17 protein-coding genes are annotated in these 21,854 nt (G+C 72.4%); 11 read left to right on the top strand and 6 right to left on the bottom strand.

Annotated elements, in window-relative coordinates:
• Nucleotides 1-75: 75 nt before the first annotated feature.
• The 6 genes from IFT77_RS12730 (at nucleotide 76) to IFT77_RS12705 (ending at nucleotide 8,005) form a co-directional block, all read left to right on the top strand.
• A complete protein-coding gene (locus IFT77_RS12730) occupies nucleotides 76-1,314 on the top strand; it encodes a substrate-binding domain-containing protein (protein ID WP_192170194.1) in 1,239 nt (412 codons plus the stop codon).
• A 101-nt stretch (nucleotides 1,315-1,415) separates the two neighbouring features.
• On the top strand, nucleotides 1,416-3,095 hold the full coding sequence (locus IFT77_RS12725; RefSeq protein ID WP_192170193.1) for an ABC transporter substrate-binding protein: 1,680 nt from the start codon (nucleotides 1,416-1,418) through the stop codon (nucleotides 3,093-3,095).
• Nucleotides 3,092-4,072 (top strand): ABC transporter permease subunit, encoded by a 981-nt coding sequence (locus IFT77_RS12720; protein ID WP_192170192.1) that lies wholly within the window; start codon nucleotides 3,092-3,094, stop codon nucleotides 4,070-4,072. Before IFT77_RS12725 ends, IFT77_RS12720 begins: the two co-directional genes overlap by 4 nt.
• On the top strand, nucleotides 4,069-5,031 hold the full coding sequence (locus IFT77_RS12715) for an ABC transporter permease (RefSeq protein WP_192170191.1): 963 nt from the start codon (nucleotides 4,069-4,071) through the stop codon (nucleotides 5,029-5,031). The genes IFT77_RS12720 and IFT77_RS12715 overlap by 4 nt, the downstream gene beginning before the upstream one ends.
• Nucleotides 5,028-6,785, top strand: a complete 1,758-nt coding sequence (locus IFT77_RS12710; RefSeq protein ID WP_192170190.1) for an ABC transporter ATP-binding protein — start codon at nucleotides 5,028-5,030, stop codon at nucleotides 6,783-6,785. The genes IFT77_RS12715 and IFT77_RS12710 overlap by 4 nt, the downstream gene beginning before the upstream one ends.
• A gap of 35 nt (nucleotides 6,786-6,820) precedes the next feature.
• On the top strand, nucleotides 6,821-8,005 hold the full coding sequence (locus IFT77_RS12705) for a glycoside hydrolase family 1 protein (protein WP_192170189.1): 1,185 nt from the start codon (nucleotides 6,821-6,823) through the stop codon (nucleotides 8,003-8,005).
• A gap of 128 nt (nucleotides 8,006-8,133) precedes the next feature.
• On the opposite strand, the gene IFT77_RS12700 is transcribed toward IFT77_RS12705, so the two are convergent.
• Both IFT77_RS12700 and IFT77_RS12695 read right to left on the bottom strand, forming a co-directional pair.
• Complete coding sequence (locus IFT77_RS12700) at nucleotides 8,134-9,417, bottom strand: GNAT family N-acetyltransferase (protein ID WP_192170188.1); 1,284 nt, start codon at nucleotides 9,415-9,417, stop codon at nucleotides 8,134-8,136.
• A gap of 100 nt (nucleotides 9,418-9,517) precedes the next feature.
• A complete protein-coding gene (locus IFT77_RS12695; protein WP_123548523.1) occupies nucleotides 9,518-10,879 on the bottom strand; it encodes an MFS transporter in 1,362 nt (453 codons plus the stop codon).
• A 288-nt stretch (nucleotides 10,880-11,167) separates the two neighbouring features.
• Here IFT77_RS12695 and dnaK point away from each other — a divergent pair, with 288 nt between their 5' ends.
• From dnaK to IFT77_RS12670, 5 genes are all read left to right on the top strand, one after another.
• Nucleotides 11,168-13,048: a molecular chaperone DnaK gene (gene dnaK, locus IFT77_RS12690; protein WP_192170187.1), complete on the top strand. Its 1,881-nt coding sequence runs from the start codon at nucleotides 11,168-11,170 to the stop codon at nucleotides 13,046-13,048.
• 12 nt (nucleotides 13,049-13,060) lie between these two features.
• Nucleotides 13,061-13,765 carry a nucleotide exchange factor GrpE gene (locus IFT77_RS12685; protein ID WP_192170186.1) on the top strand — a complete coding sequence of 235 codons (705 nt, stop codon included), beginning with the start codon at nucleotides 13,061-13,063 and terminating at the stop codon, nucleotides 13,763-13,765.
• Between the two features lie 120 nt (nucleotides 13,766-13,885).
• A complete protein-coding gene (locus IFT77_RS12680; protein WP_192043055.1) occupies nucleotides 13,886-14,896 on the top strand; it encodes a DnaJ C-terminal domain-containing protein in 1,011 nt (336 codons plus the stop codon).
• A gap of 5 nt (nucleotides 14,897-14,901) precedes the next feature.
• Nucleotides 14,902-15,309 (top strand): heat shock protein transcriptional repressor HspR, encoded by a 408-nt coding sequence (locus IFT77_RS12675; RefSeq protein WP_192170185.1) that lies wholly within the window; start codon nucleotides 14,902-14,904, stop codon nucleotides 15,307-15,309.
• A 151-nt stretch (nucleotides 15,310-15,460) separates the two neighbouring features.
• On the top strand, nucleotides 15,461-16,570 hold the full coding sequence (locus IFT77_RS12670; protein ID WP_192170184.1) for a methyltransferase: 1,110 nt from the start codon (nucleotides 15,461-15,463) through the stop codon (nucleotides 16,568-16,570).
• A 71-nt stretch (nucleotides 16,571-16,641) separates the two neighbouring features.
• On the opposite strand, the gene IFT77_RS12665 is transcribed toward IFT77_RS12670, so the two are convergent.
• The 4 genes from IFT77_RS12665 to IFT77_RS12650 form a co-directional block, all read right to left on the bottom strand.
• Nucleotides 16,642-17,097, bottom strand: coding sequence for a pilus assembly protein CpaE (locus tag IFT77_RS12665; RefSeq protein WP_192170183.1), 456 nt, complete (start codon nucleotides 17,095-17,097; stop codon nucleotides 16,642-16,644).
• Nucleotides 17,098-17,131: 34 nt separating this feature from the next.
• The gene (locus tag IFT77_RS12660) at nucleotides 17,132-18,619 is read right to left on the bottom strand and encodes a hypothetical protein (RefSeq protein WP_192170182.1); all 1,488 of its coding nucleotides are present in this window, start codon (nucleotides 18,617-18,619) and stop codon (nucleotides 17,132-17,134) included.
• 230 nt (nucleotides 18,620-18,849) lie between these two features.
• Nucleotides 18,850-19,242, bottom strand: a complete 393-nt coding sequence (locus tag IFT77_RS12655) for a hypothetical protein (protein WP_192170181.1) — start codon at nucleotides 19,240-19,242, stop codon at nucleotides 18,850-18,852.
• 117 nt (nucleotides 19,243-19,359) lie between these two features.
• Nucleotides 19,360-21,831 (bottom strand): hypothetical protein, encoded by a 2,472-nt coding sequence (locus IFT77_RS12650; protein WP_192170180.1) that lies wholly within the window; start codon nucleotides 21,829-21,831, stop codon nucleotides 19,360-19,362.
• Nucleotides 21,832-21,854 lie beyond the last annotated feature (23 nt).

Genomic DNA, 21,854 nt, shown 5'->3' with positions numbered 1-21,854 from the left:
CCCCGCCCTGCCCCCTCGGCCCGAGCGGCACCCCGTGCCTAGGATGGACGCCATGCCCTGCGCCGGACGGACCCCGTGACGAAGGCCCCCACCGTCTACGACGTGGCCGCCCACGCGGGCGTCTCGATCGCCACCGTCTCCCGCGTGCTCCGTCGTCCCGACGACGTGCGTCCCGAGACGCGGGCCCGCGTGCTCGACTCCGTGCGGTCGCTCGGCTACGTGCCGAGCGGCGCCGCGCGCGGCCTCGCGGGTCGTCGCCACGGCGTGCTCGGCCTGTTCCTCCCCGGGCACGACGGCATCGACCTTCCCGAGCCCGACTGGGAGCGCGTCGCGGACGCGAGCCGCATCCCGCTGATCGACGACCGCGAGGGGCGACCGACGCCTCCTGCGCCGACCGGCACCGGCACCGGCACCGGCACCGGGACCGGCACCGGTGCGGCGACCGACGCCCCCCGCACCGCGTCCAACCCGGCGAACCTCTACTTCGACGAGGTGCTCCGCGGCGCGGAGGTCGAGTCCTGGAGGCGCGGCTTCGCCCTGATGGTCGCCGCCGGTCGGGGCTCCAGCCGGGAGGTCATGCTCAACGACATCGCGGGCCGCGTGGACGGCCTCGCCGTCCTCGCCCAGACCGTGCCCGACGACCTGCTCGCGCACGTGTCGCGCCGCATCCCGGTCGTGGTCCTCGCCGACTCCCGTCCCGGCGACGAGCTCGACCACGTCAGCGTCGACAACGCCGCCGGCATGCGCGCCCTGACCGCGTTCGTCCTCGGGCGCGCGACGGGCGAGGCGCGCGAGCCGGGCGACGCCCCTGGCGCGGTCGCCGACCTCGTCTACGTCGCCGGCCCCGGCGACTCTCCCGACGAGGCCGATCGGCACCGCGGCTTCGACCAGGCCGTCGCGGCGGCCACGGCGGCCGCCGCGCGGCAGGGCCACGGCCCGGTCCGCGTGCGCGTCGAGCGCGGCGACTTCTCGCGCGAGGGCGGCAGGCGAGCCGGGGAGGCGCTGGTCGCCTCCTCCGACCCGCTCCCGCAGGCCGTCGTCTGCGCCAACGACCAGTCGGCGCTCGGCGTGCTCGACGCGTTCGTCGCGCACGGGGTGGACGTGCCGGGCCGGGTCGCCGTGACGGGCTTCGACGGCATCGAGGCGGGACGCTTCTCGACCCCGCGCCTCACGACGGTGCGCCAGCCGATGAACGACCTCGGCCGGGTCGCGGTGCGCACCATCGTGACGCGGCTGACCGACCCGACCGCGCCTCCTCAGCGGGTGACCCTGCCGGTCGAGGTCCTGCTGCGCGAGAGCTGCCCCGCCCGCTGACCCGCCGCGGTCGACGTCGCCGCCACCGCCGTTGCGTCGCAGCGATGTATGCGCTTACACTGGCGATGCTCACCTCGACGACGAATGAGAGAACCGTGGCGATGACGCACACGCACAGACACCGCGCCCGAGCGCGCACCGCCGTGGCGGCCCTGGCCGCCGCCACCGCCGTGGTGCTCGTGGCCACTGGCTGCAGCATCCAGATCCGCAGCGAGCCCGACCCGACGATCGGCGCCGACACGATGCTGATCAACGCGGACAAGGGCAACCCGCAGTTCGAGCGGAACTTCAACCCGTTCCTCACGAACAAGCGCACCGCCTCCACGTGGATCTACGAGCCCCTGCTCGAGATCAACCCGCTCGACGGCGAGATCACGCCGTGGCTAGCGAGCGAGACGACGCTGCCCGACGCGCGCACGGTCGACATGACGATCCGCGACGGCGTCGAGTGGTCCGACGGCGAGCCGATGACGCCCGACGACGTCGTGTACACGTTCGACCTGATCAAGGCGAACCCCGCGCTCGACCTCAAGGGCGCCTGGCAGCACATCGACACGGTCGAGCAGCAGGGCGACCACGTCGTCTTCCACCTGCAGACCGACGACGTGCCGGCGATGGAGATCATCGGCCAGACGACGATCGTCCCCGAGCACCTCTGGAGCGAGGTCGACGACCCCGCGACGTACCGCAACCCCGACCCCGTCGGCACCGGCCCGTTCACGCTCGGCAACTACTCGGCGATGCAGTACTCGATGGACAAGAACGAGTCCTACTGGCAGGCCGAGAAGATCGACATCGCGCACCTGATCCTGCCCGCGACGAACAACCAGCTCGACACCGTCACGCGCGGCTACGACTGGGCGTACTCGTTCATCAGCGACGTCGAGGGCACCTGGGGCGCGGCGAGCGACACGAACTCGTACTGGTTCCCGCCGGGCGGCGTGATCGGCCTGATGCCGAACCTCACGAAGGCGCCGTTCGACGACGTCAACGTGCGGAACGGCATCGCGCTGGCGCTCGACCGCGACCAGATCGCGGAGTCGGCGACCGAGGGCTACCTCGAGCCGGCCGGACAGACCGGCCTCATCCTGCCCAACCAGCAGGACGACCTCGACCCCTCGATCCCCGACGAGGGGGTGATCGGCCAGGACGTCGACGGCGCCCTCGCCGCGTTCGCGCAGGCCGGCTACACGCAGCAGGGCGACCAGCTGGTCGGCCCCGACGGCCAGCAGCTGCGCATGACGATCCTCACCGCCAACGGCTACACCGACTGGCTGAGGGCCGTGCAGGAGGTGCGGGCACAGCTGGGCGCGATCGGCATCGACGTGCAGATCCAGGCTCCCCAGCCTGCCGGCTACCAGTCGGCCATCGCGAACGGCGAGTTCGACATGGCGCTCGGCGGCATGGGCAACGGCAACACGTACCAGGCCTACAACACGCTGCTCAACAGCGGGTTCGCGACGCCGATCGGCGAGACGACGGCCTCGAACTTCGGCCGCTTCAGCGACCCTGCCGTCGACGAGCTGCTCGACGAGTGGAAGGCCGCGATCGACCCCGCCGAGCAGCAGCGGCTGTCGTACGCGCTTCAGAACGTCGTCTACGAGCAGAAGCCGGTCATCGGCCTCTACTACGGCGGCCTCTGGGGCCTGTTCAACGACTCGAAGTTCACCGGCTGGCCCAGCGAGGAGGACCCGTACATGGCCCCGCAGAACTACGACCAGGCGCCGCTGCTGATCTTCACGAGGCTGAAGCGCGTCGACCAGGGCGGTGACGACCAGTGAAGTACGCAGCGCAGAAGCTCGGCCTCTTCGCCCTCACCCTGTGGGCGGCGGTGACGGTCAACTTCATCTTGCCGCGGCTGATGCCCGGCGACCCCACCGACGCCGCGATCGCGAAGCTCTCGCAGAACGGCCCGGTCACCGAGGCCACCCGTGCCGCCATCGAGGCCCAGCTCGGCGTGCCCGACGGCAACGTGCTGCAGCAGTACGTCGCCTACCTCGGCCAGGTCGTCCGGCTCGACTTCGGGACGAGCTACACGTTCTTCCCCGAGACGGTCGGGCACCTCGTCGGGCAGGCGCTGCCGTACACGCTGATCCTCGTCGGCGCGTGCACCGTGATCGCCTTCGTGGTCGGCACCCTGATCGGCGTCGCCGCGGCCTGGAAGCGCGGCACCTGGCTCGACTCGCTGCCCACGCTCTCGGGCAGCTTCATGAGCACGTTCCCGTACTTCTGGACGGCCCTGCTCCTCCTCTTCTTCCTCGGCTACGTGCTGCACTGGTTCCCGACCACGGGGGCCTACGGCGCGACGACCACGCCGGGCTTCACGCCCGCGTTCGTCGGCGACGCCCTGCTGCACGCGGTGCTGCCGGCGGTGACGATCCTCGTCACGAGCCTCGGCGGCTGGATCCTCGGCATGCGGAACGCGATGATCAACACGCTCGGCGACGACTACGTGACCTTCGCGGAGGCGAACGGCCTCAAGGGCCGGACGGTCGCCGTCCGCTACGCCGCCCGCAACGCGATCCTGCCGAACCTCACCGGCTTCGGCCTCGCCCTCGGCGGGGTGGTCGGCGGCTCGATCCTCGTCGAGCAGGTCTTCGGCTACCCCGGGATCGGCTACCTGCTGTTCAACGCCGTCATCGGCCAGGACTACCCGCTGATGCAGGCCCTCTTCCTGATGATCACCGTGAGCGTGCTCGTCGCCAACTTCCTCGTCGACATCTTGTACGGCGTGCTCGACCCAAGGACCCGCCGATGACCTCCACCGTGTCCGTCCGCCTCCCCGAGGGCGGCGACCCTGCCGGCCCCGCCGCCGAGCAGGCCGCGCCCAGCGCCTGGAAGACCGTGCTGCGCACCGCCGGCGTCGTCTGGTCGAACCCCAAGGCCAAGATCGGCATCGTCGTCCTCGGCGTCTTCGTCCTGATGGCCGTGGCCGCCCCGCTGATCGCTCCGTACGGCGGCAGCGAGAACGGGTTCGAGCGCAACCAGGACGCCTCCTGGGCCCACTGGATGGGCACGACCGCCGCCGGTGAGGACGTCCTCAGCCAGCTGATCTGGGGCGCCCGCATCAGCGTGTTCGTCGGCTTCGTCGCCGGCATCGCCGCGACGCTCGTCGCCGTGGCGATCGGCCTCAGCTGGGGCTACATGCGCGGCCCCGCCGCCGAGGTCGTCGGCTTCGTCGTCAACCTGTTCCTCGTCATCCCCGGCCTGCCGCTGATGATCGTTATCGCGGCCTACCTGCAGAACGGCGGCATCGCGGTCATCATCGCGGTGATCGTCGTGACCGGTTGGGCCTGGGGCGCGCGTGTGCTGCGCAGCCAGACGCAGTCGCTGCGGTCGCGCGACTTCGTCGAGGCCGCCCGGTTCTCGGGCGAGGGCGCGACCCGCATCGTGTTCCGCGAGATCCTGCCCAACATGACGTCGCTGATCGTCGGCTCGTTCTTCGGAGCGGCCACCAGCGCGATCCTGGCGGAGGCGGGCCTCGAGTTCCTGGGGCTCGGCGACTCGTCGATCGTCAGCTGGGGCACGATCCTCTACTGGGCGCAGAACTCGAACGCCCTGCTCACCGGGCAGTGGATCCTCCTGTTCGCCCCCGGCCTCTGCATCGCCCTGCTCGCGATGAGCCTCACGCTGATCAACTTCGGCGTCGACGCCGTCAGCAACCCGCGCCTCCGCGAGGGCACCGCGAAGAAGACGAAGAAGGAGGCGCGTCGATGACCGCCGCAGACCTCACGAACCAGCCCGCCGCCTCCTCGACGACGACCGCCGGCGACGCCCCGCTGCTCGATGTGCGCGACCTCAGCGTCGTCTACGAGTCGGCCGCCTCGACGCCGGTGCAGGCCGTCGACCACGTCTCGTTCTCGCTGCGCCGCGGCGAGTTCGTCGGCCTGGTCGGCGAGTCCGGCTCGGGCAAGTCGACCCTCGGCTACGCGCTGACGCGGCTGCAGAAGCCGCCGGCGCGCACCAACGGCGGCAGCATCGTGTTCGACGGCGCCGACATCCGCGACCTCGACGCCGAGGCCCTGCGGCAGCAGCGCCAGGGCGGCTTCGCGATGGTGCTGCAGTCGGGCATGAACGCGCTCAACCCGGTGCGCACGATCCACAAGCACTTCGTCGACATCTTCAAGGCCCACGGCCACGTGCCGCGCGAGCGCTGGGACTCCCGTGCCGCCGAGCTCGTGCAGAAGGTCGAGCTCGACCCGAAGGTGCTCGCGCGGTTCCCCGGCGAGCTGAGCGGCGGCATGCGCCAGCGCGTCTCGATCGCCCTCGCCCTGTCGCTCGAGCCGCAGCTGATGGTCTTCGACGAGCCGACGACGGCGCTCGACGTGCTCGTGCAGCACGCCGTGATGGACACGATCATCTCGCTGCAGCAGAGCGAGGGCTTCACCGCCGTGCTGATCAGCCACGACCTCGGCATCGTGCTCGAGGCGACCGAGCGGGTGCTCGTGATGCACGAGGGCCGCATCGTCGAGGACGGCCGCTCCGCCGACGTGCTCGCCGACCCGCAGCACGAGTACACGCAGATGCTGCTGTCGCACTACGCCGACCCCCGCGCCGAGGTCGTCTCGCTGCCCGGCTTCGAGGACAGGGCGGTGCGTCGAGCCCGGGGCGAGCGCCGCGTCGACACGACCACCAGCACGCCGAGCGTCGGCACGCGCAGCACGAAGGTGGCCCAGAGCGCGATCACCGTGACCGGGGTCAGCAAGACCTACGCGCCTCCTCGTCGCGGCGAGGATCCCGTGCGGGCCGTCCGCGACGTGTCGTTCACCCTCGAGCCGGGCCAGTCGCTCGCGCTCGTCGGGCAGTCGGGCTCGGGCAAGAGCACGATCGCGCGCATGGTCACCGGCGTCGAGAAGCCGAGCGAGGGCACCATCACGTTCGGCGACGTCGACGTCACGAAGGTCCGCGGACGCGGCCTCCGCGACCTGCGCAGCGACGTGCAGATGGTGTTCCAGGACCCGTACTCGGCCCTCAACCCGCTGCACACCGTCGAGTCCACGCTGACGCGGCCGGTCGTGAACTACACGGGGCTGCGAGGGCAGGAGGCGCGGCGCCGCGTCCTGGAACTCCTCGAGACGGTCGGCCTGACGCCGGTCGAGCAGTTCGCGGCGAAGCTGCCGCACCAGCTGTCCGGCGGTCAGCGGCAGCGCGTCGTCATCGCCCGGGCGCTCGCGAGCGACCCGCAGGTGATCATCGCGGACGAGCCCGTCTCGATGCTCGACGTGTCGCTGCGGGCCGGCGTGCTCGCCCTGCTCGAGGACCTCCGCGAGCAGTGGGGCGTCTCGATGCTCTACATCACGCACGACCTGCTCAGCGCGCGGCTCATCACCGACGACGTGATGGTGCTGCACGACGGCGCCGTGGTCGAGCGCGGCCGCACCGCCGAGGTGCTGCAGCGGCCGACCGACCCGTACACGGTGCGCCTGCTCGACGCCGTGCCGAACCCGCGGCGCACGCACCGCGCCTCCTAGCTCGCCCGACCACGCACCACCAGAACGGACACCCGATGCTGACCTTCCCCGACGGCTTCCTCTGGGGCGCCGCGACCGCCGCGCACCAGATCGAGGGCAACAACGTCAACTCGAACTGGTGGATGCACGAGCACGCCCCCGGCACGACCATCGTCGAGCCGAGCGGCGACGCCGCCGACAGCTACCACCGGTTCCGCGACGACATCCGGATCCTCGCCGAGCTCGGCCTCAACAGCTACCGCTTCAGCATCGAGTGGGCGCGCATCGAGCCCGAGCGCGGCGTCGTCTCGAAGGCCGAGATCGCGCACTACCGCCGCATGGTCGAGACCTGCCACGAGTTCGGCGTCGAGCCGATCGTGACGCTGATGCACTTCACCGTGCCGCGCTGGTTCGAGCGCGACGGCTTCTGGCGCGCGCCCGACGCCGCCGACCTCTTCGCGCGGTACACCGAGCTCGCGCTGCCCGTCGTCAGCGAGGGCGTCCGCTACGTCTGCACGATCAACGAGCCGAACATCGCCGCGATGCTGGCCGGGGGAGAGGACGCGTCGAACCTCGTCGCGTACGGCCTGCCGAACCCCGACCTGCAGGTCGCCGACGCGCTGCTCGCCTCGCACCGGCGCAGCCGCGAGGTGCTGTCGCAGGTCGACGGCCTGAAGTCGGGCTGGACCGTCGCCACCCAGGCGTTCAAGGCCGTCGACGAGCCGGGCGCCGCCGAGAAGACGCGCGAGTACGGCTACGTGCGCGACGACTGGTACAGCGAGATGGCGGCGGGCGACGACTTCGTCGGCGTGCAGGCCTACACGCAGACCTTCGTCGGCCCCGAGGGTCCGCGACCGGTCGCCGAGGGGCTCGAGACGACCCTGACCGGCTGGGAGTTCTGGCCCGCCGCGGCCGCCGAGGGCATCCGCAGCGCCTGGGAGCTCAGCGGCCACGTGCCCGTCATGGTCACCGAGAACGGCATCGCGACCGCCGACGACAGCCGTCGCATCGCCTACACGCAGGGCGCGCTCGAGGGCATCCACGCCACGATCGAGGAGGGCATCGAGGTGCTCGGCTACCAGCACTGGAGCGCCCTCGACAACTACGAGTGGGCCAGCGGCTTCCGCCCCACGTTCGGGCTCATCGGCTGGGACAGGGAGACGTTCGAGCGCACGCCGAAGCCCAGCGCCCGCTGGTACGGCGAGGTCGCGCGGGCGAACGGCCTGCCCGCCGCGTCGTAGGGCGGTCACAACGCACCGCAGCGACGGTCGGGCCGCAGCGTCGGCCCGGCCGCGGCGACGGCTGCGCCGCAGCGGCGGTCGGGCCGCCGCCGGCGCCGCTCAGAACGACGTGACGCCGCCGGCGCCGCTCAGAACGACGTGACGCCGTACAGCGGCCGCTCGGGCCGGAGCATCGCGCGCAGCGTCTGCACGGCACCGGCCCGACGCTCCCGCACGAGCCCCGCGGCGGCGAGCGTCACCGGGTCGACGCCGCCGAGCCACAGCGAGCCGAGGGTCGCGACGTCGACCTCGAGGTCCGCGCGACGGACGGCGGCGCGCTCGACCGTGCCCGCGCCTCCTGCGCTCGTCAGCCGCCAGGTGCCCGCGGCGTGGCCGAGGTCATCCGAGACGGCGACGGTGACGACGCCGTCGGCGGCCCACGGCCGTGCCGAGAAGGCGGCGGGCACGTCGAGCAGGCGCAGCCAGACGTGGTCCTGCTCGTGCGTCGTGGTGAGGGCGCGTGCGTCGTCCAGCGCGTGGACGAGCGGGTCGTCGAGCGGCGCGGCCGCCCACGTGATCGACGTCACGAGGTCGATCGCGAGCAGCAGCTCCCACAGCGCGAGGTACGCCTCGTCGGTCGCCGTCACGAGGTCGGCGACCTCGAGCACGGTCTCGGTCGACTTCTCGGTCACGCGGTAGACGACGTACCCGTCGACCCGACCCGAGGAGGCGCGGTGCACGGCCCCCCGCAGGCTGCGGTCGGGCTTCTGGTCCTCGCCCGTCGCGAGCCCGAGCCGCCGGTCCCAGCTGCCGACGGGCCGGTCGATCGAGCCGGGCGTGCGGGCGTGGAACCGCGCGAAGACCTCGCGGGCGACGGGCTCGAGGCGGGCGGTCGGGACGAGCTCGACGGTGCCCGTGGTCGGCGCGAGCAGGCGGACCGGACGGCGACGGTCGATCGTCACGGTGCGCTCGCGGGTCGCCGTGCCGAAGCCGAACCGGCGGTAGATGCTCGCCTCGCTCGCGGTGAGCGCCGCGACGGCGAGGCCCGCCTCGGCGGCGCGGGCGAGGTCTTCGGTCATCATGCGCCGCAGGATGCCTCGACGGCGGTGGGTGGGCTGCACCGTCACGCCCGAGATGAGGTGCGCGGACAGCAGCGTGCCGCCGCCGACGTGCAGGGTGCGCTCGAACGACTCGAAGGTGGCGACGGGCCACTGCTCGTCGTCGAGGGTGCCGGGCCGCGGCTCGCGGGGCCAGGCGCCCGTCAGCACGCGGGCGTCGGCGACCGTGCGTCGGGCGTCGCCGGCCACGCCCTCCGGGGTGTCGATGCTCTCGTGGAACCCCAGCCGGCAGGCGGCGAACCAGGCGGCGGTCGCGTCGTCGTCGATCGCGGCGGGGAAGGTGCGGAGCTCGTAGGCGTCGTCGAAGGAGGTCACCCGTTCACGCTAGGGGGCGAGCGCCTGCCGGGCCACCATCGTGAGGAGGAGGATCGAGCCCAGGGGTCCCGATGTCCCTGGACGGGGCGGACCCCGGGGGTCAGTCGATGGCGCGCTGGACGGTCTTGACCGGCAGCATCAGCACCAGGCCGGCGAGCAGCACCAGCGCGATGCCGATGATCCCGAACCGGGTGTCGCCCGTCAGCCCGACGAACAGCGTGAAGAGCCCCGGCGCCAGGAAGCTCACCGCGCGCCCGGTCGTCGCGTAGAGGCCGAAGATCTCGCCCTCGCGGCCGGGAGGCGTCACGCGCGCCAGGAACGACCGGCTCGCCGACTGGATCGGCCCGACGAACAGGGCGAGCGCGAGCCCGAACACCCAGAACAGGTTCGTGGCCGTGCCGATCGCGAGCACCGCGAACGCGGCGACGACGAGCCCCGCCAGCGCTCCGACGATGATCGTCTTGGCGCCGACCTTGTCGTCGAGCCATCCGCCGACGAAGGTGCCGATGCCGGCGACGAGGTTCGCGCCGACGGCGAAGTAGATCACCATGCTCGGCGTGAAGCCGAACACCTGGGCGGCGATGATCGCGCCGAACGTGAACACGGCCGCGAGCCCGTCGCGGAACACCGCGCTCGCCAGCAGGAACAGCAGCACCTGGCGGTTGGTGCGCCAGAGCTTCGCGATGGTCGAGCCGAGGAGGCGGTACGACCCCACGATCCCGACCCGGGGCCGTCCCGGCGCGGCGGGCAGCTCGGGCACGCTGAGCAGCACCGGCACCGCGAAGACGGCGAACCACACGGCGGAGACGACGATCGACAGGCGGACGTCCCACGAGCCGCCGTCGGCGCCCGTCGCGACGCCGAACAGGCCGCCGCGCCCCTCGACGCCGAAGCTCTGCAGGAAGGCGACCAGGAGGAGCAGGAGCAGGACGATGCCCCCGACGTAGCCGAGTCCCCAGCCGAAGCCGGACACCTTGCCGATCGTCTTCGGCGTCGAGACCTGCACGAGCATCGCGTTGTAGTTGACGCTGGCGAACTCGAAGAAGAGGTTGCCGACGGCGAGCAGCGCGGCACCGAAGACGAGGTAGCCCGGCGCCGGGGCCACGAACACCATCGCCAGCATGGCGAGGACGACGAGTCCGGTGTTGACGGCGAGCCAGAGCTTGCGACGGCCCGAACCGTCGCTGCGCTGCCCGAGCACCGGCGCGAGCAGAGCGATCAGCACGCCGGCGATCGTCAGCGCGGTCGAGATGACGGTGGCGCTCGCGGCCAGCGCCTCGGTCTCGCCCGCCGCCGCGACGATCTCCGGGTCGACGAAGGCGCCGCTCGCGAGGTAGGTGCTGAACACGAACGAGGTGACGACGGCGTTGAACGCGGCGGAGCCCCAGTCCCACAGCGCCCACGAGACGACCCGGCGGCGGGGGATCGGGGTGGCGTCGGCGAGCGTCTGCGCTGCGGTCATGGGGGTCAACCTAGTCGGCGCCGGTGTCGCGGAGGAGGCGGCGCCTCCCTCTGGGGGCACGGCGGGGGCACGGTGCCGGTCGGGCGCGGGTCCTGCAGACCCTCACCGCACCTCCTTGAGTCGTTCTGGCTCAACTTTCAGGTTCACAGCTTGACTCGACCGACACCGTGAGTAAAGTTGATGCCAGCGGACTCAAGGTCCGCGGCAGTCTTCCCGGTCCGCCGGGCCCTCGCCCGGTCAGCCGGGCACCCCCAGACAGCACCGCACCAGAACGAAGGAGCGCCACCCATGGCACGTGCAGTAGGAATCGACCTCGGAACCACCAACTCGGTCGTCAGCGTCCTCGAGGGCGGCGAGCCCACCGTCATCGCGAACGCCGAGGGCCTCCGCACGACCCCCTCGGTCGTCGCCTTCACGAAGGACGGCGAGGTGCTGGTCGGCGAGACCGCGAAGCGCCAGGCCGTCACCAACGTCGACCGCACCATCGCGAGCGTCAAGCGCCACGTCGGCACCGACTGGAAGGTCGAGATCGACGACAAGAAGTACACCCCTCAGGAGATCTCGGCGCGCATCCTCGGCAAGCTGAAGCGCGACGCCGAGCAGTACCTCGGCGAGGACGTGACCGACGCCGTCGTCACCGTGCCCGCGTACTTCAACGACTCCGAGCGCCAGGCCACGAAGGAGGCCGGCGAGATCGCGGGCCTCAACGTGCTCCGCATCATCAACGAGCCCACCGCGGCGGCCCTCGCCTACGGCCTCGACAAGGGCAAGGAGGACGAGCTCATCCTCGTCTTCGACCTCGGCGGCGGCACGTTCGACGTGTCCCTCCTCGAGGTGGGCAAGGACGACGACTTCTCGACGATCCAGGTCCGCAGCACCTCCGGTGACAACCGCCTCGGCGGCGACGACTGGGACAACCGCATCGTCGAGCACCTCATCAAGAAGTTCAAGGACGCCCACGGCGTCGACCTGTCGACCGACAAGATCGCGAAGCAGCGCCTGAAGGAGGCGGCCGAGCAGGCCAAGAAGGAGCTCTCGTCGAGCACCTCCACCTCCATCCAGCTGCCCTACCTGACGCTCACCGCCGACGGCCCGCTCAACCTCGACGAGACCATCTCGCGCTCGCAGTTCGAGCAGTGGACCAGCGACCTGCTCGACCGCACCAAGAAGCCCTTCAACGACGTCATCAAGGAGGCGGGCGTCAAGGTCTCCGACATCGCGCACGTCGTGCTCGTCGGCGGCTCCACCCGCATGCCCGCCGTCACCGAGGTCGTCAAGTCGCTGACCGGCGGCCAGGAGCCCAACAAGGGCGTCAACCCGGACGAGGTCGTCGCCGTCGGCGCCGCGCTGCAGGCCGGCGTGCTGAAGGGCGAGCGCAAGGACGTCCTGCTGATCGACGTCACCCCCCTGAGCCTCGGCATCGAGACCAAGGGCGGCGCGATGACCAAGCTCATCGAGCGCAACACGGCCATCCCGACCAAGCGCAGCGAGACCTTCACGACGGCCGACGACAACCAGCCGTCCGTCGCCATCCAGGTCTTCCAGGGCGAGCGCGAGTTCACCCGCGACAACAAGAACCTCGGCACCTTCGAGCTGACCGGCATCGCGCCGGCCCCCCGCGGCGTGCCGCAGGTCGAGGTCACCTTCGACATCGACGCCAACGGCATCGTGCACGTGTCCGCGAAGGACAAGGGCACGGGCAAGGAGCAGTCGATGGTCATCTCGGGCGGCTCGTCGCTCTCGAAGGACGACATCGAGCGCATGGTCCGCGAGGCCGAGGAGAACGCTGCAGAAGACAAGGCGCGTCGCGAGGCCAACGAGACCCGCAACGCCGCCGAGCAGCTCGTCTACTCGATCGAGAAGCTGATCAAGGAGAACGACGACAAGCTGCCCGACGACGTCAAGTCCGAGGTCCAGGCCGACGTCGACGCGCTCAAGACCGCGCTCGCCGGCGACGACGACTCCGCGATCAAGCCCGCCTTCGACAAGCTCAACGAGAGCCAGTCGAAGCTCGGCCAGGCCATCTACTCGCAGAGCCAGGGCGAGCAGGCCGGCGCCGCGGGTGCGGCCGGTGCCGACGGCGCCCCCGCCGACGGCCAGGCCCAGGGCGACGACGAGGACATCGTCGACGCCGAGGTCGTGGACGACGACGACAACGACAAGAAGTAGGACGGTCTCCCCATGGCAGACGAGAACGGCAACACGCCTGACGAGCCGGTGGTGAACGACAAGCGCCGCATCGACCCCGAGACGGGCGAGGTGCGTCCCGAGCCGGCCGCCCCCTCCGAGGACGGCGGCACCGCCGCGGTCACCGACCCCGACGAGCTGATCGAGGCCGAGGCCCCCGACGTCGAGGTGCCCGCGGGCGCCGAGGCGCCGGAGGGCGCGGCCGAGGCGGCCGCCGAGATGGCGGCCGAGGGCGCCGAGCCGCTCAGCGCCGACGACGAGGCCATCCTCGACGCCGCCAGCCGCGACCTCGTCGCGGACATGCGCCAGGACATGCTCCGGGCGCAGGCCGAGCTGGTGAACTTCCGGAGGCGCGTCGAGCGCGACCGCGAGGCGAACCGCGAGGCCGTGGTCGCCGAGGTCGTGCGATCGCTCCTCCCCGCGCTCGACGACCTGGCCCGTGCCGAGAAGCACGGCGACCTGGCCGAGGGCCCGATGGTGATCGTGGCGCAGAAGATCCGCGGCGGGCTCGACAAGTTCGGGCTCGTGCAGGTCGGCGAGAAGGGCGAGGTCTTCGACCCCACCATGCACGACGCCCTGGTCCAGCTGCCGAGCGCCGACGTCACGGTGAACACCGTGGCCGACGTGATCGAGCCGGGCTACAAGATCGGCGACCGGGTCATCCGGGCCGCGAAGGTCGCGGTGCACACGCCGCAGTAGCGGCATCCGCGACGCGAGTCGCGACGGGCGGTGGGCTCCTCGAGAAGGGGCCCGCCGCCTCCCCCATTCCCCGGCGGTCGCTCCCGAGCGACGGCACAGAGACAAGAGAGGAGGTGCCGGATGGCCAGCCAGGACTGGTTCGACAAGGACTTCTACGCCGTTCTCGGTGTCTCCAAGGACGTCACGGCGGCAGAGCTCAAGAAGGTCTACCGCAAGCTCGCCCGCAAGTACCACCCCGACTCCAACCCCGGCGACGCGGCCTCGGAGGCGAAGTTCAAAGAGGTGAGCGAGGCCAACTCGGTGCTCTCCGACCCCGAGCAGCGCCGCGAGTACGACCAGATCCGGGCCATGGGCTCGGGCGCGCGCTTCACCGCGGGCAGCGGTGGCCCCGGCGGCGGCGGGGGCGGCTTCGAGGACGTCTTCGGCGGCATGTTCGGCGGCGGCCAGCAGGGCGGCGCTCGCCCGCAGTACCGCCAGCAGGGCGGCGGCGGCTTCGACGACATCTTCGGCGGCATGTTCGGCGGCGGCGGCTTCGGCCAGACGAGCGGCGGCTACCGCGGCTACGGCGGTCCGCAGAAGGGCCGCGACATGACGGCCACGACGACGCTCGACTTCCAGACCGCCGTCGTCGGCGAGACGATCTCGCTGCAGGGCGCCAACGGCCGGCCGATGAAGGTCCGCATCCCCGCGGGCGTGCACGACGGCCAGAAGATCCGGCTGCGCGGCAAGGGCGAGCCCAGCCCCGACGGCGGCGAGGGCGGCGACATGGTCCTCACCATCGCCGTGCGCAAGCACCCGGTGTTCGAGCTCGACGGCCAGAACCTGCGCCTCGACGTGCCGGTCACGTTCGCCGAGGCGGCGCTCGGCGCGACCATCGAGGTCCCGACGCTCGGCGGCGACCCCGTGCGGCTGCGTGTGGCGCCCGGCACCCCGTCGGGCCGCGTGCTGCGCGTCAAGGGCCGCGGCGTCGTCACCAAGTCGGGCACCGGCGACCTGCTCGCCACCGTCCAGGTGGCCGTGCCGTCGCACCTGAGCGACAAGGCGAAGGAGGCGGTCGAGGCCCTGGCCGCGGCCCTCCCGGCCGAGAACCCCCGCGACGACCTCATCGTCAGGGCCCGCGCGCAGGCGTGACGACCATGGACGAGAACTCGCCGCTCTTCGCCATCGCGACCGCCGCCGAGCTCGCGGGCATGCACGCCCAGACGCTGCGGCAGTACGACAGGCTCGGCCTCGTCGTCCCGCAGCGGACGGCGGGCAAGTCGCGTCGCTACTCGATGCGCGACGTCGTCCAGCTGCGCGAGATCGGCCGGCTGAGCGGCGAGGGCGTGTCGCTCGAGGGCATCAAGCGGATCCTCGAGCTCGAGAACCAGGTCGCGTCGCTGCAGTCGCGAGTGCGCGAGCTCGAGCGGGCCCTGGCCGACGAGCTGGTCAACCGGCCCGGCGCGCGCGTCTTCGCGGCCGGCGAGAGCGGCGTCGTGCCGCTGCGGCAGGGCATGCGCCCCCGGCGGCAGACGGCCGTGGTGGTCTGGCGCCCGGAGCGCTGACGCGGCTGCCGCGCGGCCGCTCCGGCCGCCGCCTGCTGCCGGCCCGCCGTCGTGGACGGCGCACCCCGGAGTGGACCATGCACCCCGTCGTTCGGGGGTGCACCGTCCACTCCGGGGTGTCTCGCCACAGCGTGCCCGGTAGCCTCGTGGCGTGATCGACTTCGACCAGCTCCGCCGGTGGCCCGACGTCGAGGCCCCCGAGCTGGTCGCGCACGACGCGACCGACCGCCTCCTGCTCGACGAGGGCGCGTCACGGCTGTCCGCGGGGTCCGAGGTCGTCGTGGTCGGCGACCGGTACGGAGCCCTGACCCTGGGCGCGGTCGCAGGAGGCGCCTCCTCGGTCCGAGTGCACCAGGACTCGCTCTCGGGCGAGCGCGCCCTCGCGGCCAACGCGGCCCGGCTCGACCTGTCGCTCGACTCCGTCGTGCAGCACGACCTCGACCCTGCGCTCGTCGTCGGGGCGCGGCTCGTGCTCGTCCAGCTGCCGCGCTCGCTCGACGCGCTCGACGAGGTCGCGGCCCTCGTGGCGGCCCATGCCGCACCGGACGTGGTCGTGCTCGCCGGGGGCCGCCTCAAGCACATGACCCGCGCCATGAACGACGTGCTCGGCCGCCACTTCGGCCAGGTGTCCGCGGGGCTGGCCCGGCAGAAGTCGAGGCTGCTGACGGCCTCGGTGCCGCGCCCGGGCGGCTCGGCGCCGTGGCCGCGGTCGCAGCGGCACGCCGACCTCGGCCTGACCGTGGTCGCCCACGGCGCCGCGTTCGCCGGGTCGGGGATCGACATCGGCACCCGGCAGCTGCTCGCCCTCGTCGACCGGATGCCCGAGGCCGCGTCGGTCGTCGACCTGGGCTGCGGCACCGGGCTGCTCGCGGCGGCCTACGCGCGCCGGGTGCCGGGAGCGCGGGTCGTCGCCACCGACCAGTCGGCCGCGGCCGTCGCCTCCGCCCGGGCGACGATCGCCGCCGCCGGCCTGGCCGACCAGGTGGAGGTGCGGCGCGCGGACGCGGGCGACTCGCTGCCCGAGGGCGGCGCCGACCTGGTGCTGCTCAACCCGCCGTTCCACGTCGGCGCCGCGGTGCACACCGCCATCGCACAGAAGCTGTTCGACGCCGCGGCGCGGCTGCTCCGCCCCGGGGGCGAGCTCTGGACGGTCTACAACTCGTCGCTGTCGTACCGCGGCGCCCTAGAGCGCACCGTGGGGACGACGCGGCAGGTCTCCCGGTCGCCGAAGTTCACGGTCACGGCGAGCACGCGGCGCTGACGACCTGACGACCTGACGACCGACGGCCTGGCGGCGGGACGACCTGGGGCGGCTCAGGCCGTCCTGCCGCGTCAGGCCGGCTCGTCGAGGCGCAGCGACGCGTCGAGGTAGGCGAGCAGCGCCAGGGCGTACGCCGTCTCGGCGTCGTCCGCCACGTGGTGCTCGTGCTCGTCTGCCGTCGACCGCGGGCGGAGCAGCACCGTCCAGCCGAGGTGCTCGTCGTCCTCGGTCTCGTGGGTCAGCGAGACGAACGCCGGGCCGAGCAGCGTCCGTAGCTGGTCCTCCCGCGGCAGCCAGAGCGCCGCGTCGGCCGAGACCGAGTCGAGTGCCCACTCGGTCGTGCCGTTGAAGCCGAGCTCGGTGCCGGTCGGGTAGTGGTGCGCCTCGATGGTCATGTCGCTCAGCGTGAAGACGTCGGGCGCCTCGTCGGCGTCGGCGAGGTGCTCGACGACGAAGCGGTCCCCGGACGCGGGGCGCCAGCGGAGCCCGGCGGTGCGGAGGCGGCGGGCGAGGTCGACGGTGATCATCGATCCATCGTGCCCGTGCCGCCTCCGACCCTGCTCAACGAGGCGCGACCGTGACCACCAGCGCCCCCTCGGCGCGTTCGCCGCGCGCGTCGCGCGGCGCGTGCAGGTAGTCGAGGGCGTAGGTCTGCCAGCCGAGCCGCCCGACCGCACGCCAGGTGCCGTCGTCCTTCACCGTGGTGCGCACCACGACCCGGCCGGCCGCGTTGACCAGCTCGACGGTGGCGCGCGCGGCGCCCTGCCCCTCGAACACGACCACGTTGTCGGGGGCCGCGACCGTGCTGCCGTCCGCGGGGGAGTCGATGCGGAACGGCCGGACGACGAGGCCGTCCCGCACGGTGAGGTCGAGGCCGATCGTGACCGGGGCGGTGCCGGGCAGCTCGTGCGTCAGGCGGAGCGACCGGGGCCCGGTGCCGAGCGGCACGGGCACCGTCCAGATGCCCGTCCAGCCGACCGTGGCGTGGCCGAGGGGTGCGCCGGAGGCGTCGGTCACCACGACGACCGCGCCGGGCGCACCGTCCCCGCGGACGTCCACGACGCCGTCGGGCGCGGTCACGACGGCGCCCTGTGCCGGGGACGTGACGGCGAACGTCCAGGTCTCCGAGGCCCGGACGACCACGCTCACGGTGCCGGTCGTCTCGGTGCGGCCGCGGACGACGTGGCGGGTCGTGAGGTCGTACCGCTGGAAGGCCAGCTGGCCGGTGCCGCGCCAGGTGCGGTCGCCGAGCACCGGGACGTTGAGGACCTGGCGGCCGTTGCCGGCGACCACGATCGCCCGCGCCCCGGGGCGGCCGGTGCCCGAGAAGGCGACCCGGCCGTCGTCGGTGACGACCGTGCTGCCGTCGACCGGCCGGTCGACGACCAGCGGGACGGGGGGATCGACGACGACGAGGTCGTAGCTGCCGCGGACGGTCGCCTCGTCGGGCGCGGTGTAGTAGCTCGTCAGCACGTACCTCTGGTGGCCCAGCCACCCGGCCGCCTGCCAGGTGCCGTCCTCGGCGACGCGGGCGTTCACCACGGCCCGCTGGGTGCCCGTCACGAGGACGACGCTGGCGCCCGGCTGGCCGGTCCCTCGGAACAGGACCGTGCCGTCCGCCGACTCGACGGTCGACGACGGCGCGGGCGACACGACCACGAGCGGAGTCGTGGCGGAGGGCTCGGCAGAGGTGGCCACGGCGGCGGCGGGCTCGGCGGTGGCAGCGACGGCAGGCTCGGCGGCAGCGGCAGCGGCAGCGGCAGCGGCATCGGGCTCGGGCTCAGGGGCGTCAGCCGACCCGTCCTCGTCCGAGGTCGGCGGCCCGGGAGGCGCGGGCGACGACGCCGCGTCGCGCGCGGGGTCGTCGGTCGCGTCCCGCTGCTCGCCGACCCGGTCGTGGGCAGGCGCGGTCGCCTCGGAGGTCGGATGCGGCACCGGTGTGGCCGGTGCGGGGCTCGGCGGCGACGCGGCGCCGAGGGTCGCCGTGAGCGTCACCCCCACGGTGGCGAGGGCGAGGGCGAGGACGGTGCGGTGGGCGGGGGCGCGCATGGATCTCCTGTCTCAGGGTGCGGTGCACCGACTGGTCTGTGATGTGCGACATTAGCCATGACACACAGCAGATCGCAAGCTGCGCGGTGCAGGGCGAGGCGATGGCAGGCGGCAGGCGGCAGGCGGGAGGAGGGCCGGGGCTGAGGGGCCGTGACGCCGGACGGCCTCGGCCCCCGACTGGTGTGTCGGGGGCCGAGGCGAGGCTGTCGGTCCAGCCTGGGTGGGTGGGGCTAGCGGGCGGTGGTGGTGTTGCCGTCGCCGTCCGTGGTGCCGCCGATCTCGGGGGCGTCGCCGGTGTAGGTGACGGTGTTGCCGGTGCCCTCGAAGAAGAGCTTCGCGACGGGGCCGCCGAGGTCGACGGTGGCGTCGCTGGTGACGACGTAGACGGTGTCGCAGCCGTCGGGCAGGGAGATGTCCTTCTCGGCGCCCGAGAGGACGGCCTGGCCGTCGACGCACTCGTTGACGACGGGCGCGCCGTCGGCCTCGGCCGTGGCGGAGGGGGTCGTGCTCGGCGTCGGGGCCGCGTCGTCGGAGGTGGACGACGTGCAGGCGGCGAGGCCGGCGACGAGGGCGAGGGCGGCGAGGCCGCTGAGGGCGAGGCGGGTGGTGGGGCGAGTGCGCATGGGTCCGGGGTCTTTCTCGTGGGGTGGCCCGTCGGGGCAGGCGGTCGGCCTGCCCCGACGGTGGGGGTGTCGGTGCCCGGGGTGCGGGCGCCGACGAGTGGGTGTCAGCGCGGTGGGTTACTCCGCGACGACGGTGACGGTGGTGGTGCCGGTGGCGGGGCTGCCGCCGAGCTCGCCCGGGGTGTGGACGTAGGCGAGCGGGTAGGTCTGGAACCCGAGGCCGCCGGTGGCGGTCCAGGTGCCGTCGTGGCCGACCGTGGCGCGGGCGACGACGCGCTCCCAGGGGCCGCCGAGGTCGTTGATCAGCTCGACGGTGGCGCCGGCGGCGCCGGTGCCGGTGAAGGTGACCATGTGGTCCGCCGCGACGACGGTGGCGCCGTCAGCCGGGGTCTGGATCGCGAACGGGTTGATCACGGCGTCGGTCTTGACGACCGTGACCGTGGTCGTGCCGGTGACGGGGGCGCTCCCGGGGACGGTGTAGCTGATGCCGAGCTCGTACCACTGGTGGGAGAGGTAGCCGGTCGCGGACCAGTTGCCGAAGTCGTCGACGATCGTGTTGACGACCTGGCGGCCGGTGCCGGCGGTGAGGACCACGCGGGCGCCGGTCGTGCCGGTGCCGGAGAAGGTGACCTGGTTGTCCGGTGCGACGACCGTGGAGGCGTCAGCGGGGGCGACGAGGGTGAAGGGGCCCTCGACTCCGGTGGACGCCTTGACCGTGATGGTGAGCGGGTGGTCGGCGGGGACGCCGGCGTGGGTGACGGTGGCACGGAGCTCCTGCAGCCCGAAGCCGACGCTGCCCGTGCGGGACCAGGTGCCCTTGCTGTCGACGGTGGTGGTGGCGACGACGCGGCCGTTGTAGGTGTTGACGATCGCGACGGTGTCGCCGGTGGTGCCGGTGCCGGTGAAGGTGACCTGGTTCGTCGGGGCGATGACGGTGTCGCCGTCCTTCGGGTCGGTCAGCGCGAACGGCTGCTCCACGCCGTCGGAGGCCTGCAGGGTGATCGTGAAGGGGTGCTCGGTGCGGGCGCCGTCACGGGTGACGACGGCCTCCAGGTTCTGGACCCCGAAGCCGACGCTGCCGGTGCGGGACCAGGTGCCGTCCTCGCCGATCGTGGTGGTCGCGATCACGCGGCCGTTGTAGGCGTTGACGATGTCGACGGTGTCGCCGGTCGTGCCGGTGCCGGTGAAGGCGACCTGGTTGTCGGGGGCGGTGAGGGTGTCGCCGTCCTTCGGGGCGGTCAGCTCGAACGGCTGCGAGACGCCGTCGGCCTCGGGGTTGATCGTGACGGTCGACGTGGTGACGTTGCCGCCCTTGCCGGTCTGGGTGACCTCGAGGACGTGCCTGCGGTCGTCGAGGTCCCTGGTCTTGAGGTTCCAGGTCTGGCTGGCGAGGACGTTCCCGCTGCCGATGACGTCGGGGTGCCCCTGCTCGCGGACGGTCAGCTCGGCGCCGGCCTCTCCGGTGCCCCGCATGGTGAGGGGTCCGCCGGTGTGGTCGGCGTCGGGGACGGGGCGGGTGACCGCGACCGCGGCGCCGTAGGCGATGGTCTCGGTGATCTCGCCGTTCTCCTCGCCGTCGATCAGCTGGTGGATGGTGACGGGGTAGTCGCCGCCGAGGTTCGGGGCGGGGATCTCGAGCTCCCAGGTGCCGTTGGTCGGGGAGGCGGGGGCCCGGTCGATCTCGGTGCCTGCGGCGTTCCCGACGATGACGGTGGCGCCGGGGTGGGCGGTGCCCGAGAGGACGGCGTCCTTCGTCCGGTCGGCGTCGAACGTGGTCGTCGCGGTCACGGGCTGCACGGCGAGGTCGATGTCGACGGTGGCGTCAGCGGTCTTCTCGCCGTCTTCGTACTGCTCGAGGGTGATCGTGTTCATGCCCAGGGTCAGGCCGGTGACGGTCTTGGACCAGGTGCCCTCGTCGCTCACGAGAACCTCGTCGTCGTCGTTGATGACCACCGTCGAGCCCGGGACGGCCCGTCCGGACAGCTCTGCGGTCCGAGCTGCGAGGTCGATCGAGTCCACTTTGCCCGAGAAAATCTCGATTCCCTCGAACTTCAGCGCCGCGGCAGGTGAAGCGGATACACCGAAGTAGCTGTAGGCCCCCAGCACGACCGGAGACGTGACGAACTTCCCGGAGGAGGCGATGCGAAGGCGCCCCTGCTCGTCGGTGTCGAAGGTGGTGTTCTCTGTCCCACATTCGTAGCTGGAGGTGATCATGTTGTAGCTCTGGTTCGGCAGGCCGATGCACGTCCCCGCGCTGGTCCCGTCCGGGATCCTGATGCTGAAGCCGTCCGCCTGGTCGAGGATCTGCAATTTGCGCGCGTTCGCCGCCGCTGCCTCCCTCGTGGGGTAGGTGGCGATGTTCCAGTACGAGTGCGGGTCGGGCTGGCCGTAGAACGTCGAGGGACCAGCCTGGCCGATGAGCAAGAACTCGTCGGACCCGAGTGTCGCGCCTGCCTCTGCGTCGACCGCGGCCGGGGCATTCGATGCGACGGGGGCGGCGGACGCCGCCGCGGGGCCGAAGCTGAGGCCGGTGAGGATCGTGGCTGCTGCCAAGCCGATCGCCCCTGCCTTGGTGTGGGTCTTCTTCATGTGTGCGTAGTTCCTTCGAACGA

The sequence above is a fragment of the Frigoribacterium sp. CFBP 13729 genome (assembly GCF_014841875.1).
GTDB lineage: Bacteria > Actinomycetota > Actinomycetes > Actinomycetales > Microbacteriaceae > Frigoribacterium.
The sequence above is the reverse complement of the archived record's forward strand: the minus strand, read 5'-3'. Positions and strand labels throughout refer to the sequence as shown.